The organism is Burkholderia sp. lig30 (assembly GCF_000687455.2).
In the GTDB taxonomy this organism is placed as follows: Bacteria; Pseudomonadota; Gammaproteobacteria; order Burkholderiales; family Burkholderiaceae; genus Burkholderia.
The window spans coordinates 1-18,251 of record NZ_JGVW01000101.1 but is presented as its reverse complement, the minus strand read 5'-3'; the positions used below and the strand labels follow the sequence as shown (position 1 = coordinate 18,251).

Sequence of the window (18,251 nt, the reverse complement as noted above, 5' to 3'; positions counted from 1 at the left end):
GCGGTCGCCGTACATCGGCAGGGCCGCGCCGGCAATCGACAGTGTTCGTGGTGCGTCAAACAAGGCCATCTTTATCTCTCTCCATGACTCGCGCTCGCATGCGCGGCAACGCCGATCGAGACAGACGAAAGCGCGCATTGCGAGGCAGGGACGCCGACCTATGGCTCGGGCAGCCATAGCAGCACATGTGATGGATAAAGCGGTTAGCTCATGCGCGTTCGACGGCGACGAGTGCGCGATCCGCAAGCGGACGGCACAACAAGAGCCGAATTATTAACGCGAATTTCCCGTCAACTCAATATAAATAAACATACTTAAATAACGATAAGCAATATCAAAATAGATTGCCCATCCAAAATCAAGACGAACGCTTTATTCATCGCGAAAAAATCAGATAGATCCAGTAAAAATCGGATAAATCCTATGCCCGTCACACTCCTCGCCATTGAATCGCCGTCATCGTCACGAATACGTTGGCGCGCAGCGCGAATTCACGTCTGGGAGATGCCTCAGGGAAACGCCATTCGACACGCTCCGCAGATCGCGAACACGTTCGAGACGCGGCATGGCGCGGCGTCGGTCGCACGCATCCGTCAACGCACGGACGGCAGCGCAAGCAGCGTATCGGTCATCACGTCCGCGAGCTTCAGCGCCGACATCGGCCCGCCGAAGCCCCGGATGTTGCGTTCGACGAGCGCGATCCGGTGCGCGCGGCGCGCTGGCACGTACCGCCAGACCGGCGAATCGAGCTTCGCGTCGAGCGGCACGTCGCGCCCCGTCGCGGTCACGAACAGCACCGACAGGTCGCGCTGCGCAAGCAGGTCGGCCGACGTCACGTAGCGCGCGCCCTCGCGGGGCGGCTTCCCCGGCCACCAGTCGAGGCCGAGCGAGCGCGCCAGCCCGGCCGCCGTGCTGTTGCCCGTATACGCCCAGTAGCGGTCCGGCAGCCCGAGATTGTGCTGCACCGCGATGACCTGCCCGGAAATTTTGGACCAGCCGAGACCTTCGTCAGCGAATTCCATATGGGCCAGCAGGCCGAACGGCCCGCATCAATGGCCGGACATAAGCGTGCTTCCTTGACGTGTAGACCGACGTGCAAACGCGCTTGCAACCCTGGAGGCGCCCACATAAGCGACTCCTGGTCATTTGGCCTGCAACGGCGCCCGACTTTCCTGACGTTCAATTAAAACGAGAGTCACAGCGGCGCAAAAGATGCCGAGAAGGATTCCGGCGAGTATGTCGCTCGAGAAATGATAATCCGCACCAAACAGGCCAGTGGCGACGATGACGACGCACGCCCCCCACAGCCAGCGAAGACTGCGCACACGGCTCCATAGCACAGCCATTGGCGCAGAAATGACCGAAGCATGCCCGGACGGAAAGGATGCCCAACCTCTTCCGCCATGAAAAGGCCAGAAGCCATACACGCCGTTCTGGATCCACAATGGATTATTGTCGATAAAGGTTTCCGTCCATGTGCGCCCGAACACGAGCTTGAGCTGATCCTTCAGCACCGCGGCCATGATTTCAGCCACGCAGCATGCGAGCAGAACACGTACTTGCCGGCCAGGCCGCCGGCCGGCAAGCACCGCACATGCGGCGATCAGCAAACCCGCGGATGCCGAAGGAACAATGGGATCGCCAAGGTGCTGCATCCAGACAAAGTATTCGCGTCGCTGCAAATATAAATGGGACCACGTCGATGCGGCGCGGTCGACGAAGGCGATGCAGAGCAGGATCGCAGTCACGTAGCCGACGCCACCGATCCGGCAATGGCGGCGGCAATTCGGCCGCCAAGCCCTGCCTCGGTCTTGATGATGCGCAGGAAATGCTGGCGCGACAGGGGGATGCACCAGCTTTCGGCGCGGGCGGTAACGGTGGCAGCACAGGGCTGGTCGCGCACGAGAGCCAGTTCGCCGAACAAATCGCCGTCGTGCGCTGTGGCGGCGACGGTGGCCGTATCGCCCTGCTGCCGGGAGATACTGGCCCCGAAAGACGCGCCTCGCGCGGCCAGGCCAGCCATGCGCGCCGCGTTAGCCGCGACCGTACCGAGCGTGATCAGGAACAGCTGCCAGCTAATCGCCAGCAGCAAGCCCAGGCTGCAGGCGATCAGCAGAATGCCGATCAGGGACACCGGCACGCCGCGCACCAGCGCCATCTCGATCGCGGCGACATCGGTGGCGAACAGGGTCACCAGTGCCCCTTGGGCCTGCTCGGCCGTTGCCAGAGGTGGCAGCGCCTGAAGCCGAGTGAACAGGTGCTGTCGCAGACGGTTCCCCCCTCGTACCACCAGAGCCGATCCGGCCCATTCCTGCACGATCATCGACAGGCCATAGCCAATCAACAGCATGCATAGAATCCCCAGTGCACCGAACAGAATATCGAACCGCTCCCGGACGATACCGTCGTCGAACAGATATCGGAACACAATCGGCAGGCCCAGCTGGTAGGCAAGATCGAAAAACACGGCGATCAGCAAAACACAAAAAATAACGCGATGCCGGGCCAGCCTTTTCAATAATGGAAAACAAAACGTCAGAATTTACACTTCCGATGAAAATTGACGTTGCCGGAAGGGCTGCATCTATATGTCGAAGATTCGCCCGCGCGAAAGCATTTCCGGCTTCACTCGCCGAATCGATGTCTCCAGTTCGCCCATCGTGACCGGTTCGCACCCCGGTTTCAAATGCGTAATGAGCAGCTCGAACATTCCCGGCAACAGCGGCAATTGCTCGGCAAGCATGCTCGGGCACAGGTGCTTCGATGCGACCGCCAACTCGCGATGCGCATCCGGAAACGCGGTTTCGACGATCAGGTAGCGCAGCGACGGAATCCGCGCGAGTGCCGCCCACAACGCCGGACAGAGTGTCGTGTCGCCGGTGAACGCGAGACTGCCATGCGCGCCGTCGAGGCGGTATCCAACCGCCGGCACCGTGTGATTCGCGGGCAGCGCCGTGATCGAGCGCTCGCCGTACGCCGCATGCCCGAGCGTGCGGCACTCGCCGGCCTCGATCGTCCTGAAGCGAAGGAACGGGCTATCGGGGCTGGGAATGCGACTGAAGTCCGGCCACAACGCACCGTTGAAGAGATGCGTACGCAAGATGGCCTCGGTCGCTCGCGTGCAATGCACGACAAGCGGCAAGCGGCGGCGTGTGCCCACCGCATCCATGATCAGCGGCAAGAACCCCACATGATCGAGATGAGAATGGGTCACGAATACGTGATCGATGCGCGCGAGCCCGTCGAGATCGAGATCGCCGACGCCCGATCCCGCGTCGATCAGGATGTCGTCATCGACCAACAACGCGGTCGTGCGCTTCTGCGCGCCGCCAATCCCGCCGTCACAGCCGAGCACGGTTACCTTCATTTTCCAAACCTTATTTGCTGTCGAACGTGTAAACGCCATCCCACTCGGGATCGACTCCCGCCCTTCCGAGTTGCGCAATCCTGTCGAGATATAGCGCATACAGCCGGCAATGGGGCCGCCTGTCGGCGAGCGCGCCGAGCAGTGCAGCGGCCGCTTCCCAGTCGCGTGCGCGGAAACACGCCAACGCCTGGCGCCAGCGTTCCGCCTCTTCCCGCACGTCCGGCGAAAGCGATGCCAACTCGCCGAGCGGCTCATAAATCGCAACGGGTTCCTGTTTGCCCTTCACCTTGACGCGGTCCAGCTCGCGATAAGCCATGTCCGGCGTCAGATTCCGCGTCGCCTCACCCACTACGATGCCCACACCGTAGAACTTGGTCACGCCTTCGAGGCGCGCACCGAGGTTCACCGCATCGCCCATCACAGTGTAGGATTTGCGCACGGCAGACCCCATGTCACCTACCGTCATCGGTCCCGTGTTGATCCCGATGCCGATCTCGAGAGTGGGCCACCCTCGCCCCGCAAACCTGCGGTTCAGGTCCGGCATGGCAGCCTGCATGCCCAGTGCCGCGGCCACCGCATTCCGCGCGTGATCGGCATCGGCCACGGGAGCGCCCCAAAACGCCATGATCGCGTCGCCGATATATTTGTCCAGCGTGCCGCGCCGCGCGCGTATGACTGCGGTCATCGTGTCGAGGTAGTCGTTCATCAACTCCGCAAGCTGCTCCGGCTGCAGTGTTTCGGAAATCGTCGTGAAGCCCCGCACGTCCGAGAACAGGACCGTCAATTGGGCCCGGCGCCCTCGCATGCTATAGCTCTCCGGCCGCCGGCTCATTTCCTCGACGAGTTCGGGTGGCACGTATTGACCGAACAGGTTGGCAAACTGGCGCTTCGTCCTCGATTCCACGAAATAGCCCAGCGACATGTTCAGTCCGAACAGCCCGACGATCAGCAATACGCTGGCGGCAAGCGGCAACACCCAGTTCGCGTATTGCCACAATGAAAAATCGGCGGCAATGACCGCTGCGAGCAGCACGACGCTCGCGACCGTCGAACGCCATGGCGAATACCGCGGAAAAATGAAAATCATCAGCACGCCCACCACGAGCAGCAAGAGAACCTCTGCCGCGTTCGCGTAGCTGGGGGCGTGCTTGATCGTGCCGTCCAGCATGCCGCCAATCAGGTTCGCGTGAATCTCGACTCCTGGATAGGCGCGGCCGACCGGCGTCGAGCGAAGGTCGACGAGGCCGGGCGCGGTGGTCCCCACGAGTACGATACGGCCCTGCAGGTCTCGCAGCAGCACGCGATCGGCAAGCACATCGCTTGCCGACACGTAGCGAAAGCTGCCCTGATAACCGCGATACGGCACCAGTGCGGCCGCGTGCTCGTCGACGGGGATACGGATGACGCCTCGGGGCGTGGGTAACACCACGGCTTCGAGCGGCGCGCGGCGATCCGCGGCCGTGCGCCCGCCTTCACCCCGAACCGGCACGACGTCCGGCCTGCCGAACAGCATCCGGACCATTGCCAGCGACAACGATTGGTAGATGCTCGTCTCTTGCCGCGCAATCATCGGTACACGCCGTACGTTCCCGTCGAAATCGACGACAGGATTGAAAAAACCGCCATCCGCGGCCGCTCGCTGGAAGGCCGGGAGATTTCCGCCGTAGCTCGACCAGTCCGTCAGCCCCATGCCGTCCCCGGCGAGCGCGCTGGCGCGCAGCACGGGCTCAGGCAAGACGCCGCTCGAGCGCCCCTGGTTGGCAAGGTAGTAGCCGAGCACGACGGATTTATCGTTGAGCGAAGCAGCAAAGCGTGCGTCGTAGTCGAGCCGGCTGCGCAGGCCGTTCAGCGCAGCCAGGTATCGCGCATCGTGCCTTAACGCCCCGCGGGCCAGCGTGTCGAGCGATGCAAGTCCCGAGCTGTGGTCGGGCTCGGCCATCACGACGTCGAAGCCGACCATCGCCACGCCGTCGCGCTCGAAGAGCCGGTCGACGAGTTCGGTCATCCGGTCTCGCCCCCACGGCCAACGTCCGACCTGCGCGAGACTCTTTTCATCGATATCGACGATCGTGATGCGATCGTCGCGCGTGCCCGGCATGGTGAGACGCAAGCGCGCATCGTAGATCAGATTGTCCAGCGAATCGACAAACAGCAATCGAAAATATCCTGCTGCATGCCCGGCGAGCACAAGCAGGAGTGCCAGCCCGCATCCCCATCGAACACCGAGTTTTTTCAAAGCGCGTCGCCCCTGTTCCGATTCAATGTGCGGTGCGCACCGTCTCATTGGCAACGGCAAGCCGCGAAGCCAGCACGTTGACGACGAAGCGATGAAACTCGCGTGCGACTTCCGGCTCTTCGTCTTCGAGCTGCCGTAGCGCATCGAGCGACAACCGGCGCACCACGGTCGGCTCATCGGCGCGCACGTCGGCACTGCGCGGCTTTTGCGTGTAGAGCGCCATCTCCCCGACTATCGTTCCACCGCCGAAGGAACGCAGCCGGATCGCCTTGCCGCCCGCAAGCGGCAACGACACCGTCACCCGCCCGCGTTCGACGATGTAGACAGAATTGCCCGGGGCACCTTGCGCGAAGAGCAATTCTCCGGCCGCGAGTATTTGCTGGTCGAGCCGCGCGCTCAGCTTTCGGAGCGCCTCGGGACTGAAGTGCGCCTTCAGTTCCGAACGCAGATTCGGCTCGCCGGCTTGCAACGGAGGCTTCAGTGCCGCGAGCAGACTGCTCTCGGTCCATTCGAGGCCCGCGTCGATATCGTCGAACGCCTTGACCGTATCGGACAGCACGCCGGCGCGTGCCAGCATCTCACGCTCCCTCGCCGGCAGCGCGGTCAGCACGAGCGTGACATCGGTCGCCTCGCAATATTGCTTGAGCTTGCGGAACGTCAGGGAGGTCGACGCGTCCAGTCCGTCGACCTGCCGGAAATCGACCACCACAAAGCGCGGCCGCGGCGTGTGCGCGGCGTCCAGCCGCTCGCGCACACGTCGCAACACCGAATTCGACGTGCCGAAAAACAGAAAGCCCTGCAGGCAGGTTCCAACCACATGGGCCGCGTGGTCATTGAGCAACTGCACATCGTCGATCGAGCGCTCGACGTTCGAATGACGCCCGCCGCCATCGAACTCGCTGCGCACGACGCTCACGCGGCTGTAGTTGACGACGAACAGCACGCATGCGGCGACGATGCCGAGCAGGACGCCCGCCACCACGCCCTGCGCGACGATCACCACCAGGATGAGCAGGATCAACAGATACTCGGCGCGGCCGAGTTTGCGGTAAGCGCCGATCAGCCATTCGTTCAGCAGCCCGACTGCGAGATACAGCTGCAAGCCGACCATGACCGGCTTGGGAAACCAGGCGAGCACCCCGGGAAACAGGCCGATCAAGGCCAGGCATGCGAGCGCGCCGGCGATGCCGCCCGCGCGGCTGTTTGCGCCTGCGCGCCGGTTCAGCAGGGAGCGGCTCAACGATTGATAGCCGACAACGCCGCCGAATGCCGCCGTCACCACGTTTGCGATGCCGGCAGCGCGCAATTCGCGATTGAAATCGGTGTCCTCGCCGGTCGCGAGTCCAATGCCGGTGACATTGAGCAGGATCGCAATCGCCGCGACAACGGCAATGACGAGGAATTCGGGCAGATGCCTGACGATGACCGGCCAGTCGATCGACGCACCGGGCAGCATCGCCGGCAATTGCAGCGCGCTGAGCGGCTCGGGGGTGAACAGCAAACCGGCGTGGCGTGCGTCGTCGATCGAGATGCCGGCGATATCCAGGCCGAAGTAGAACACGACGAGCCCCGCGGTCAGCCCGATAGGCAACAGCGCGACGGATCGGAGCCTGCGCGAGACGACGAGGAGCGTCGCGCAGACGACGACGGACGGCAACCACTCTACCCACCGCAACGCGGCGAGCCTGCCCAATGTGGACCAGTGCAAGCTGTCTCCGGTGAGCATGCGAAACGCGCCGCTCAGGATCAGATAGCCGGTGCCGGCGAGAAATCCCCCGATGACGGGGAACGGCAGGAACTGTATCACCGTGCTGCGCCGCGAGGCGCCCAGCGCATACAGCAACACGCCCGTGACGATCGAGCTGAGTGCGATGGTGGCAAGCACCGTCGCGAGTATGACCGGGCTCGCTCCGCCATGCGCCTTGATGTCGGTGGCGACGCCGGTCGTCACGCCGACCAGGATCGCAATGACATTGGATTCCGGGCCGCCGATCGAAAAGCGAATCGAACTGGTCATCGAGACGACAAGCATCACCACCGCACAACTGATCAGGATCGCCGGCATGCCATTGACCAGATAGCGTGCGAGCGATCCGCTGAACATCATCGAACCATAGCCGACTGCGTAGCACAACGTGACCAAAGCCGACAACAAGCCAGCCGTCAGGTCGGCCAATGAAGCGGTTGGTCGCCGAACCGGCAAGCCCGGCGCGGAAGAGACTGGTGTAGTTGCCATCGACATGCCCCGTTAGTAATCCGTTTTATATGGCTGGAATGACCTTTATTCGCACGCGGAAGCCGCATCCGACGGCGTGACGGGCTGCACCTCGTCGCCCGGCAGAAGCGTGATCGGCGATCGCGGCGAATTGATGATGGTGCCGAGCCCCTCCGGAATGCGTTCGTGATAGATCTCGGTTCGAACGTCGATCAGGCCGTGGTAGACGCGGATGTTCTCGCCCGTCCGAATCGCGGGCGGCGCGCTGTCGCTCGTGACGCCCGACGCCATACGTAGGCCGTCCTCCGGTCGATCGGCCGTGGTGCCGGTTTGTTTCTCGAATTCGCTGTCTCGTTCGAGAACGGACCACTCGGTGCCGCGAATACCGATCGTCGCCATCTGTGTTTTCAACTGGTAGGCATCCGGATTCCCTTGCTTGCCGATCAAACCGGAAACCACGCGCAAGCCGCCTCGCAATAGCGACGTGATGCTATGGCTTTGCGCCGGCTCCTCGGTCGAATAGTGGAAATCGTCGATCCTGTAGAGGGTGCCGCCACGCAAGTAGATTCGCTGATGGTCCGCCATCACCAGCACGACCTCAGCATCTCTTGCGGTCTGAATCGTGTCGCCGTTGTGAAGTGCCGCATTCGAGACCGCGAGATGCCGCTCGCCGCTTGCCGCCTGGACGAACACCTTCCCCCGCGTGTAGGTGATGTTGCCCACGCTCGTGTCGGCGAATGCGGCGAGTGGCAGCGACGTTGCGCACCACAGCGCGGCAAGTCCGCACCTGCGTACCGCCTGAAAGAAGACTTTCATTCCGGTCGACATCAAAACCCCTTGCTGAGTTGAAGCCACGCACGGACGGATGCCACGTCGCTCACCAATGCCGATCGTCCGCCGATGGGCGCGGCGAGCGTGGCGGTGGCGTTCATGTGCCAGGGCCCGGCCCAGGTCAGGCCGACCCCTGCGCCGCCCAGGTTCGCGACATTCGGGCCCGTCGCGAGCGGGGTCTTGTTGACTCTCACGTGGGCACCGTCGAAGAAGGCGATGGCTTGCCACCGTCCGAGCCAGGCTTGCGCGAACGTGTGCCGCAATTCGATGGTGAACAGGTACGCGGTGCCACCCGATACCGAGTTGACGTCATAGGCGCGTACGGCGTTCGGGCCGGTTGCGATCATCTGTTGCGAGGGGTCCAGGTTGCCCGAAGACCACTGACCCGCCACGCTCACGTAGAGCGCGTCACTGGCGCTCAGCCCCTGCAGCCGGGCAAGGCCCAGGTTCCATCTGGAGTACCCGCCCTGCGTATCCGTCGTCGCCGCATCGCTGGCCTGCGCCACCGCATCGTCGAAGCCGACATGGCCGTAGGTCCAGCTCGCGTTCCAGGTCGTCACGCCCCCCACGAGCAGCCCGTCACGCACATCGCCGAACAGGCTCGTCGTCACGTTGTCCAGATGGCGGCTGTTCGCGATGCCGTTCGCGTCAATGTCGTCATTCAGCTTCAGGTGGTCGTACTGAATTTGCCAATAAAGATTCAGGCGACGGCTTCTGATCAGCGGCTGCTTCGCCCAAAGGCTCCCGACCTGAGCGTTGCCATGCGCACCAAGCGGGGACAGCGATCCGTCCAACCGATAGTCCAGCGCCGACCACGCCCCCCCGACACGCGTACCGCCGCCATTCAGCAACGTGTCGTACGAAATGCGCCCGTAGTTCAGGCCACGGCCCGAGCTGAGCCCGCTGACGCTGAGAACGTCGCCATGGTGCAGCGGGTCGACGAGGCTTGCCGTTGCTTCCACGCGCACGCGACCGCTATAGCGGTCACCGTTATTGGCCACCGTCATGTTGCCGATTGCCATCGGCGTGGACAAAACATCGACCTGCAGATCCGAGGTGCCTACTGCAGTTCCCGGCCTCAAGGTTGCGTTGACCGCCAGCCCCGGAATATCGGAGAGCAGCAGCAAGCTGTGATCCAGTTCTGCCTGGGTGACGACCGCTCCCGCTTGCAGGCCGCCCAGCGTGGCCTGCAAAAGGCCATCGCGAACCCGGCTTTGATTGTCGACGCCGATCTTGCCGTATCTGGCCTCGATGATGTCGAAACGCAGGACGCCGGATCGCATCGTCTGAGCCGGAACGATGGCCCGGGCCAGCGGGTATCCATGCGCGTGGTAGTAATCCGTGATGCGGGCAGCCAGTTCTCCGAGGTCGGGCATCGTCAGGTCCCGGCCTTCCGAGTCAGCCACGAGCGCGTGCAGCGTCGGCGTGTCGATCACGGTATTGCCGGTGATTTCGATTCGGTCGACACGGAACGACTTGCTGGAGGGCGGCATGCTGCTTGCGGGTCGCTCGACGCTCAGCCCTGTATCACGAGATGGAACGGAGGGCGGTGCCACCGGCTGCATCTGCTGCAGGATCGTGCCGGCGTTCGGCGTGCCTGCGCCCGCAGCATGCGCGGCGAACGACGGTAATCCGCCCAGCAGCGTGAGCCATAACGGGCTCACGCCAAGGCGCCTGCATGCAGGAAGTTTCATCGGGATAGCGTTCATTGATCCAGGCTCAACGGGCTGGACACGACAGGGGGATCGGCGAAGCCGGCAATATCGAACTGCGCGGAACGTCCGCCAGCCTGATGCCGCCGTCGACGATCTGCAGCGCGCCGGTCCCGCCGACATCCATCACGGCATTGACCAAGGCAGCGTTGCTGGTTCCGGGTAGATATGTGTCGGCCGAGGGCCCGCGGGCCTGGGTCAACATCGGTGCATCCACGATGGTCGGCGATGCGCCATTCGACTGAGATCGGCCACCCGCTTGCCGCGCGACAATGCCTGCCGCGATCGAGTTGACTGTATTGGCGAGCGAGGCTGGTGTGGCCGGTTGGCTCAGGACTGCTGACGGTGCAGCAGTCACGGTCAGTGTTCCGCCCTGGTAGATGATGAGGTAGCCCTGCTGACCGGAATACAGACCGCCTGGCGTGATCGCGTAGCTTCCCGGATTGATCGCGCCTTGCGACGAGCCGCCGTAGCTGATGGTGCCCAGCAACGCGCTGTTGGGCGCAACCGAATAGGCCACGCCGTTTCCGCCGGAATACGGTTGTCCGCTGTAGGCGACGGCGACGTTGTTTGCGCTCACCACCAGCGGCGTCATGAAGCTGCGCAACAGCGGTGCGGTTTCGCCATCATAGATCGTCCAGGTGTTCGCGAAATCCCAACCGGCGAGCGTGAATCCGCCCCGGCTTTTCATCTGAGCCGTGGTGAGCCCCACGCCCCCTGCGGACGTTGCCCGGTTCGACGTCGTGGTATCCCAGAAGCTGCTGTTGACGCTCCCGTAATTCGTGCCCACCAGCCCGCCGGTGACGAACATGCCGCTCACGCTGCCCGTCGCGTAGCTGTTGCTGACGGTGCCGTAGTTGCCTCCCACCAGCCCGCCGACCGAGCTGGCGCCGTTCACGCTGCCCGTCGCATAGCTGTTGCTGACGGTGCCGTAGTTTCCTCCCACCAGCCCGCCGGTGCCGTACGAGCCGCTCACGCTGGCTGTCGAATAGCTGTTCAGGATCGTGCCGTGGTTCGCGCCCACCAGCCCGCCGGTGTTCCGCGATTCCATCGCGCCACCGTTCACGTTGCCGGTCGCGTAGCTGTTGCTGATCGTACCGAAACTGACTCCCGCGAGGCTGCCGAGGTTGCCGGTGCCGGTCGTCTGAACGCCGACCAGCCCGACGTTCCGTATCACACCGCTATTCGCGACATAGCCGAACAGCCCCACATCGGAGGACAACAGCTGATTGATCGTGAGGTTGCCGATCGTGTGGCCAAGCCCCTCGAAGACACCGCTGAACGGCGTGGCGGCACCTGCGCCGATCGGCGTGAAAGGCATACCGCCTGTCGCCGACGCGTCGATGTTGCTGCCTAACGCGTAGTAGCCCGACAGATTCCCGTTGATGCCCTGCAGGTCGCTGCCGGTCGTGCTGCCTGCCGCACCCAGGCTGTTGATCACGGTATAGGCGTGTCCCGCGATCGACAGGCCGGGATTGACGCCCGACAGCGTGATCGCTGCGCCGTCGTTCAGGTTGAAGCTGCCGGTCCCGCTCGCGGCCTCGCCACTGTTCGCCGTGTTGGGGTTGATGACCAGGCCCGCGGTATTGCCGGTCGCCGTGATACTGGCGTTGACGTTCACGTTGTTCGAAGCCGTCAACGTCAGCGTCGTATTCGCCCCCCACGACACCGTGTCATTCACGTTCAGGTTGCCGGAGCCCGCGGCTGCTCCCTGGCTGCTTTGCAGTGTCACATTAGTACCGGCCAGCGCGGCGGACAGCGCGGCGCCGCTGATGTCGCCGCCGCTGGCTGCCACCGTAAAGTCGTGCGGGTCAACCAGCCAGGTTCCTGCCAGCCCCATCAGCGAAGCGGTCGTGATCCGCGCATCGTTTGCGACGCTGACGTGCGCAGCGCTGGTCTCGATGTAGCCGCCGTTTCCCCCGTTCGGTGCGCCGGCATCCAGCGTCCCGCCGACGTTCACCTGCCCCGCGGCCATGCCGCCGAGCAGCGTAATCGTGCCGCCATGGTTCTCGAACGTGCGGGCCTCGATCACGCCCGTATTGTTGACCACGCTCGACAGCAGCGCGTCCCGGCTGCCCGCGCTCATGACGACCATTCCGCCGTCGGCCTGGATCAGGCCTCCGTTGGCTGCCAGATTGTTCAGCGTGCTCTTGTCGACCTGCAGGTTCACAAGCCTGTCGCCGTCGAAGGTCAGCGTCACGGCGCTGCCTGCACCGATCGCGACACTGCCGAGGCGGGCGACAATCGTCCCCTGGTTGCTGACCGTGTTGCCGAGCAGTGCCACATAGCCGCCGTTGCGTGCCGTGATCGTGCCCTCGTTGATCACGCTGCCCGTCCCCTGGCCGCGGAATGAACGACTTGGGCCACCCAGGCTGTCGCCCTCGACATCAAGCGTCGACGCAACCATGCCGCCGACGTTGACCTGCGCGCCCCGTCCGAACAGGATCCCGTTCGGATTGATCAGGTACACCTGCCCGTTTGCGTTCAGGTGACCGAGGATCTGGGTACCGCTGGTACTGAAGATACGGTTCACCGCGATTGCCGAGGCTGACGGCTGGACGAAATTCACGGTCTCGTTGGCCGCGATGTCGAAGCCCTTCCAGTTCAGCACGAGGCTCTGGCTCGATTGCGTGATGGTCGTGGTCGTACCGGCGCGACTGGTACTGCCGCTGCCCGAGACCACCTGCCCACCAACGGGCGCGGCTTGTGCGGTCGCGGCAGAAACCGACACCGCTGCAACGGCGAGGGTACGGCCCGCCCCCTTGCCCCGCCCCCGCGCTGTCTCGGCGACAGCGACCCAGCTATTGGACAGGCAACTCCAGACCAGCCGGTAAACCTGATTCAGCGTCCTCACAAGATTCGCCCCGAGGTTTTTTTACGTGTTTTTGAGGTCACCTGCTCGACGGGATCTGATCAAGAAGTGCATCTCGAAAATGAGACGCGCTCGATCCGGGCCCGCAAAAGCCCTGGAGGTTATCGATTGACGTCTCACCTTTTTTACATTTTGTGCAGTACCGCTCTCCGTGGGACCACACCGCACGGCCAAAGCCCGACAGTGCATTCGCACTGCGCACGCTGTGCCGCGCACTCGCATCCCCCTTGCCGCGAGTGCTGCCCCGCTCCGCCACACCCTGCGGAATACCCCGTGCGCGATTCCACGCAACGCGGCCAGCGCGCTCGGTTTCCTTGACCCCGATCGCCCAATGATCTCCCGGATATCAACCCGGTATTTTTATCATTGAAATTGCGTCGAAAATATATATTGGTTGCCGCCGAAATATTCAATTCCGGCGGCAAGCATCTCTCAGGATAATTATTGTTTTGAAACGGCCATCGAAATAAATGTCATTCACCCACTCTATACATTGCCGACCTTGAATCGCAAGACACGCGATAACTGTAGGCCGGGAATATAGTTCCATAAGCGAATCAGGCCGGTCAACGCTCAATGCCGAAGCGACGCGAAACTGTTCCGCTCGTCTCAAATACTTGTCGCTGTGTCTCACTCCGTGCCGGCCGGCTGACACGGCGCGATCCTGGCGGGTGCGACGCCCAGGGCCTGTTCACGCTAATAACGGGCGTGCGAACGAGCCTTGCCGGCTGTCCTCCAAGGGGACTTCCTGCGGGCGCGTGCAAGGAGGGAGGAGCGCCGTTTGGCCGTGCCAAACAAGCAACGACCGACGCCGCAATGCGGCCGGCAAGGTTCGTTCCCTGTCTTTGAAGAGTTCTTTCGTGGGGGCTGGCCGCCAGAAGGGCCGCGCGCGAGGAATGCGACGAAGCGAATACTCGACGTATTCGCGAGGAGCATGACGCGGCGATCGGCCCTTCTGGCGGCCAGCGCAAGCCCGTTATTAGCGCAAACAGCGCCCTAGCGCATCAGCGTGATCCACTCGCGCCAGTCATCCGATCGCGCAAGCTGCGTGACCAGGGTCTTGCCATCCAGGGCCAGCATGCGCGCTTCACGAGGCGACATTCCGGTTGTCTGCCTGAACGAACGCGTAAAATTCGCCGGGCTGGAGAATCCGTAAATCGCGGAAATTTCAGCAATCGACTGATCGTGCCTCGACGTATCGGTCAATATTTCATGACAGCGGTGCAGTCTTTGCCTGCGAAGATAATTTGCAAAACCGCCTTCGCTTTCGAACAGGCGATAAAGCGTCGCGCGCGAAATGCCGAACTGAAAGGCCACCTTTTCCGGCGTCAATTCGAGATCGGTCAGGTGTTCGCCGAGATGACGGCAAATCGATCCGAAAAGGCACGCCCTGACCGACTGAGCGGCCTCCTCCGTCACCGCGGAATTGACCGCGGCCGCGGCGAGCTGCAAGGTTGCAGGAAGAATCGATTTCGCATCCGCCGTGGTGATTTGACCCACCCGGCGGTACAGCGCGAGAAGGTGATCCCGCAGCAACGCGACCATTCCCTGTGCGCCGTTCAGAACATGCATGTTCAACTCATCTGGCGAACGCAGCATGGGGGCCAGCAGGCGTCGGGGAACGGCAAGGTTCAGGAACTGGCTGCGGGTAGTTGCCGTGGCGAGCGGCTGCGCCGTGTCCACGATAAACAGGTCGCCCGCCCCCGCGCACACATCGGAGCGTTGATTGCGCTGGCCGCACTTTCCGTCGAGATAGAACTGCAACACATATTCATCCTGGCCATCACGGCCGATTTTCGATTTCGAGCGATCGTATCGCTGCGCGCCCGTCTCGATCATCCCGATCAGGACATCCCCGCACAGATAGCCGTCCACCCGGGTGTGAAAACCCGTTTCCGCCGAATCGGTGTTTTGCGTGTCGAAAATGACATTGATCGCTTCGCGCCACGCCCCGAATTGCTGGCCGGGGGGCAGCGAGGTCGTGTCAAAACTCGAATGCGGCAGTTTGCTGGTGTCGGCTTCGGGATACATCGGGTCAACCTGCTATCGGTCTGGGTCGAACTACACATTGGCGACTGCTACTGCCCGCATGGCCTGCGGGAGCCGGAGCGGAACGCGAGCGTCGTTCAGCAATATTTCAGCGGCGTGAAAACCGCTGACGCAGCGGGCTCGGACCCAATCGGCCAATGAAACGTGAAGCGCCATGCGGGGCTCGAGTGATCGCTCGGTGCGCACCGGGATGGTGTGCGCTTGCGTCGACTGCACTAGCGACGCGTGTCATTGCCGCGCACCCTTTCTCATCCTCGATGACCAGATCCTCGACGCGCAACCCGGTTTCGCTATCCATCGATTGCGTGTAGACGGTCATCTCGATCCGGCCAATGACCCGGACGATGATTTCGTTCATGGCACTCCCCCCTTGTCACCGGCGTGCTCGTCGTTCACGCCGCAGTTGATCTCTATCGTTCTTTTCGACCGCCTTTTGTGTTCCGAAGGCGTCGCTCGTGCCAATGCGCGGAGCCACGGCGCGCAAGTTTCGCCAACCTAAACGAGAAATCCGGATCCGTAGTTGATCTTTATCGTTATTTCGGTTGCGTGCGCTTTCGACAAGCGTTTTGTCGCCGAACTGAAAGACTTATGTCGGGAAACGGGCTTCGACAGCATCATGAGGTACCGCCATCGAGATGCTTGCGCCGTCACGGTCTCGCGCCGACAATTGCGGCTGCCGGTGCAGAAGGCCTCTGCATGGACAGCAGCCGGGAGCAGCCGCGCCATCGATCCTTAACTATCTCGACGACACCCGTATTACATGAAGCCACGTTTCGTAGGAGTGACCGGACTGCCACGCGCGGGATCGACGTTGTTGTGCCAGTTGCTCGCGCAACATCCGGATATTTATTGCGAGGGACACAGCTCGCCTCTATGCAATGCAGTACTGGGCATTCGCCGAATGGTCAGCGACGACGAGTTCTTCCTGTCGCAGCTCGACCACGCGTTCGAGCGCACATATGGGCATTTCACCGCGGCAATGCGGGGTTTTTTGCGCGACTGGTATCACAGCTGCGACCGCGCGGTGATCGTCGACAAGAACCGGGCATGGCTGCACTCGATCGAGCTGCTACTGCATCTCGAACCCGACGCGCGGCTGATCGTCTGTCTGCGCGAGCTGGGCCAGGTCTACGGGTCGATCGAGGCGCAGCATCAGCGGACGATCCTGCTCGACTTCACCGATCACCTGGCCGATTACGACCGTTTCGGTCGCGCCGACATGCTGTTCGCAAAAGACAAGGTGATCGGCGCGCCCCTGGTTTCGCTGAACGCCGTGGTCGACCTGCCGAAAGCCGTACAGGAGCGTTTGTATTTCGTCCGCTTCGAAGATCTCGTGGCGGATCCCGCCCGCTGCATGGCGCACCTCCATGCGTGGCTCGGCGTTCCGGCATCCGTCATCGATCCCGAGAAGCTGATTGTCACCGCGCATGAAAGCGACAGCCACTACCGGATGAAATACCCGCACAAGCAGTCGCCCCGTATCGTCAGACCGCAGCCGCACGCGATTCCGCCGCGCATCCAGCACAGGATCGAAACCACGTTTCCCTGGTTCTACGAGCTCTATTACCCGGACCATCGGCCTTTGTCGCGGTAAGGATCGAAAAAAACGTCGCCACGGTTGCCGACCGATGGCTCGATGCCCGCGTCAGCCCGTCATTCGCGGTAGCGAATGCCGACACACATGATAGGAAACAATTAAGTCTGTCGGGCCAACCCACTGTAAGCCATTGATTTCATTGACCCCTCAAAAAACGACAAACACGAGCAAAGTCTGTCGGAAACCCTAAACTGACCACCGGAGCTACCATTTTGCGACGTTAAAGTCTGTCGAGCCTTACTGGACAAGGGTTTCAGGCCGGCAGTATTGAGTGGCTGCGACATGAAGGCCCAGATGTATGTAACGCCCGTGCGCGAGCGCTTTGCCTGGCTACGCGGTGGTGAATCTCACCCCGCTAGCAAGCCGCAGGGGCAAGAGGCTGATGGCCACCGTACTCCCCGAAGGAACTCGAGTTTTTTCTTCGCCAACATCGACAGTCGTTACAGCTCGTTGGGTCAGAACGCCAATGGCCGCGCCCCTCTCATTGAATAGGGGGCCGCCGCTAGCACCTGTATCAGAGCTCAATTTTTCATCAAGTCCAGACTTAAGCAGCGACATGCAGCGCCTCATCATGCGCCTCATCGACCTGCACGATGCGCCGGCTGGCGAGGCACTTCCTGAATTTTTATTGGCTCTGGCCATGGGGCGGTTGACACTCGCCCGCGAGCATATGAAGGCTCTATTGCTAGAAGCAGCGAAGCTTCCAGGATGGCTACGTTACTTGGCGGAAGAGCTTCCTGGATGGCCAGCCGTGGAGGCTGAGGCAAGCGTCAAGGTGGCGTAGTGTTCGTCCGGCGCAGGATGCGGAGGCCCATGTCAAAGGACACTTTCTGTACTTGGCTCATTCGCCAGCCATCTTCATCACTTAGTGCAGGTTATGCAATGTCGTACGCCGACGCAATTCGTCCTGTTCGCAACCAGTTGAGGAAATACTCTTATACCAGCGCTCTAGGCGAACTCTCCGACTTCATCAGAACCGAGTCCACAGCAAAGGATGGGAAGGTGCACGCGCCGTGGCTCGCCGAGCGTCTTGCCGTTTGGGTGCTACGCGACGATGCGCGAATGTACGGTCGCACGGCAATTTCGAAGCAAGATTTGCGACGTTGCATCGACGGTTCTTGGGACGTGATGAACCACGCGTTCCCTGGATTTGGCCCTACGCGCTCGTTTCATCTCGCGCTTCGCTCTTTGATAATGCCGCAGATTCCGCACCAGCGTAAGCAGGAACTTGGCCCCTTCGCTCGGCAGATTGACCTTATCAATCAACTGCAACCAACCTCGCATCTTTATCGTTTGTTCGACGACACTCTGGGCATGCCGCCGATGGACTTCCTCGGGATAGCCACCCTGTGTAAGCGTTCGGCAAACCCAT

The 18,251-nt window shown here is 62.1% G+C and carries 14 protein-coding genes and 1 pseudogene; 4 read left to right on the top strand and 11 right to left on the bottom strand.

Annotated features, from left to right (window positions below; translation table 11 throughout):
• Positions 1–593: 593 nt before the first annotated feature.
• The 11 genes and pseudogenes from LIG30_RS20930 to LIG30_RS26595 all read right to left on the bottom strand — a co-directional run.
• Positions 594–959: pseudogene (locus LIG30_RS20930) on the bottom strand (ABC transporter substrate-binding protein); the annotation flags it as partial.
• 183 nt (positions 960–1,142) lie between these two features.
• A complete protein-coding gene (locus LIG30_RS20925; RefSeq protein ID WP_051995106.1) occupies positions 1,143–1,748 on the bottom strand; it encodes a phosphatase PAP2 family protein in 606 nt (201 codons plus the stop codon).
• Positions 1,745–2,479, bottom strand: a complete 735-nt coding sequence (locus tag LIG30_RS20920; RefSeq protein WP_038715085.1) for an ABC transporter transmembrane domain-containing protein — start codon at positions 2,477–2,479, stop codon at positions 1,745–1,747. Before LIG30_RS20920 ends, LIG30_RS20925 begins: the two co-directional genes overlap by 4 nt.
• A gap of 105 nt (positions 2,480–2,584) precedes the next feature.
• A complete protein-coding gene (locus LIG30_RS20915; RefSeq protein WP_038715083.1) occupies positions 2,585–3,367 on the bottom strand; it encodes a 3',5'-cyclic-nucleotide phosphodiesterase in 783 nt (260 codons plus the stop codon).
• A gap of 10 nt (positions 3,368–3,377) precedes the next feature.
• The gene (locus LIG30_RS20910) at positions 3,378–5,651 is read right to left on the bottom strand and encodes a CHASE2 domain-containing protein (RefSeq protein ID WP_083494112.1); all 2,274 of its coding nucleotides are present in this window, start codon (positions 5,649–5,651) and stop codon (positions 3,378–3,380) included.
• On the bottom strand, positions 5,626–7,779 hold the full coding sequence (locus LIG30_RS20905) for an SLC26A/SulP transporter family protein (protein ID WP_235510341.1): 2,154 nt from the start codon (positions 7,777–7,779) through the stop codon (positions 5,626–5,628). The genes LIG30_RS20910 and LIG30_RS20905 overlap by 26 nt, the downstream gene beginning before the upstream one ends.
• Before the next feature lie 105 nt (positions 7,780–7,884).
• A complete protein-coding gene (locus LIG30_RS20900) occupies positions 7,885–8,646 on the bottom strand; it encodes a FecR family protein (RefSeq protein WP_083494111.1) in 762 nt (253 codons plus the stop codon).
• Entirely contained in the window at positions 8,646–10,343 is a 1,698-nt protein-coding gene (locus LIG30_RS20895; protein WP_038715087.1) for a ShlB/FhaC/HecB family hemolysin secretion/activation protein, read from the bottom strand. The genes LIG30_RS20900 and LIG30_RS20895 overlap by 1 nt, the downstream gene beginning before the upstream one ends.
• Positions 10,344–10,368: 25 nt before the next feature.
• The gene (locus LIG30_RS20890) at positions 10,369–13,215 is read right to left on the bottom strand and encodes a two-partner secretion domain-containing protein (protein ID WP_083494114.1); all 2,847 of its coding nucleotides are present in this window, start codon (positions 13,213–13,215) and stop codon (positions 10,369–10,371) included.
• A 1,014-nt stretch (positions 13,216–14,229) separates the two neighbouring features.
• Positions 14,230–15,264 (bottom strand): helix-turn-helix domain-containing protein, encoded by a 1,035-nt coding sequence (locus LIG30_RS20885; RefSeq protein WP_038715078.1) that lies wholly within the window; start codon positions 15,262–15,264, stop codon positions 14,230–14,232.
• Between the two features lie 106 nt (positions 15,265–15,370).
• Positions 15,371–15,640 carry a hypothetical protein gene (locus tag LIG30_RS26595; protein ID WP_152986175.1) on the bottom strand — a complete coding sequence of 90 codons (270 nt, stop codon included), beginning with the start codon at positions 15,638–15,640 and terminating at the stop codon, positions 15,371–15,373.
• A gap of 162 nt (positions 15,641–15,802) precedes the next feature.
• On the opposite strand from LIG30_RS26595, the gene LIG30_RS26590 reads away from it, so the two are divergent.
• The 4 genes from LIG30_RS26590 to LIG30_RS20870 form a co-directional block, all read left to right on the top strand.
• A complete protein-coding gene (locus LIG30_RS26590) occupies positions 15,803–16,018 on the top strand; it encodes a hypothetical protein (RefSeq protein ID WP_152986174.1) in 216 nt (71 codons plus the stop codon).
• Positions 16,019–16,042: 24 nt separating this feature from the next.
• On the top strand, positions 16,043–16,876 hold the full coding sequence (locus tag LIG30_RS20880; protein WP_038715077.1) for a sulfotransferase family protein: 834 nt from the start codon (positions 16,043–16,045) through the stop codon (positions 16,874–16,876).
• Positions 16,877–17,435: 559 nt separating this feature from the next.
• A complete protein-coding gene (locus LIG30_RS20875; protein ID WP_038715075.1) occupies positions 17,436–17,663 on the top strand; it encodes a hypothetical protein in 228 nt (75 codons plus the stop codon).
• Positions 17,664–17,692: 29 nt separating this feature from the next.
• The coding region (locus LIG30_RS20870) for a hypothetical protein (RefSeq protein WP_152986173.1) at positions 17,693–18,251 on the top strand (559 nt) is incomplete at its 3' end.

What these genes read in the sequence shown, in the direction of transcription:
- LIG30_RS20915 (WP_038715083.1), bottom strand. Translation starts at nt 3,367, where the DNA reads ATGAAGGTAACCGTGCTCGGCTGTGACGGCGGGATTGGCGGCGCGCAG.
- LIG30_RS20910 (WP_083494112.1), bottom strand. Translation starts at nt 5,651, where the DNA reads ATGAGACGGTGCGCACCGCACATTGAATCGGAACAGGGGCGACGCGCT.
- LIG30_RS20900 (WP_083494111.1), bottom strand. Translation starts at nt 8,646, where the DNA reads ATGTCGACCGGAATGAAAGTCTTCTTTCAGGCGGTACGCAGGTGCGGA.
- LIG30_RS20895 (WP_038715087.1), bottom strand. Translation starts at nt 10,343, where the DNA reads ATGAAACTTCCTGCATGCAGGCGCCTTGGCGTGAGCCCGTTATGGCTC.
- LIG30_RS20885 (WP_038715078.1), bottom strand. Translation starts at nt 15,264, where the DNA reads ATGTATCCCGAAGCCGACACCAGCAAACTGCCGCATTCGAGTTTTGAC.
- LIG30_RS26595 (WP_152986175.1), bottom strand. Translation starts at nt 15,640, where the DNA reads ATGAACGAAATCATCGTCCGGGTCATTGGCCGGATCGAGATGACCGTC.
- LIG30_RS20880 (WP_038715077.1), top strand. Translation starts at nt 16,043, where the DNA reads ATGAAGCCACGTTTCGTAGGAGTGACCGGACTGCCACGCGCGGGATCG.
- LIG30_RS20875 (WP_038715075.1), top strand. Translation starts at nt 17,436, where the DNA reads ATGCAGCGCCTCATCATGCGCCTCATCGACCTGCACGATGCGCCGGCT.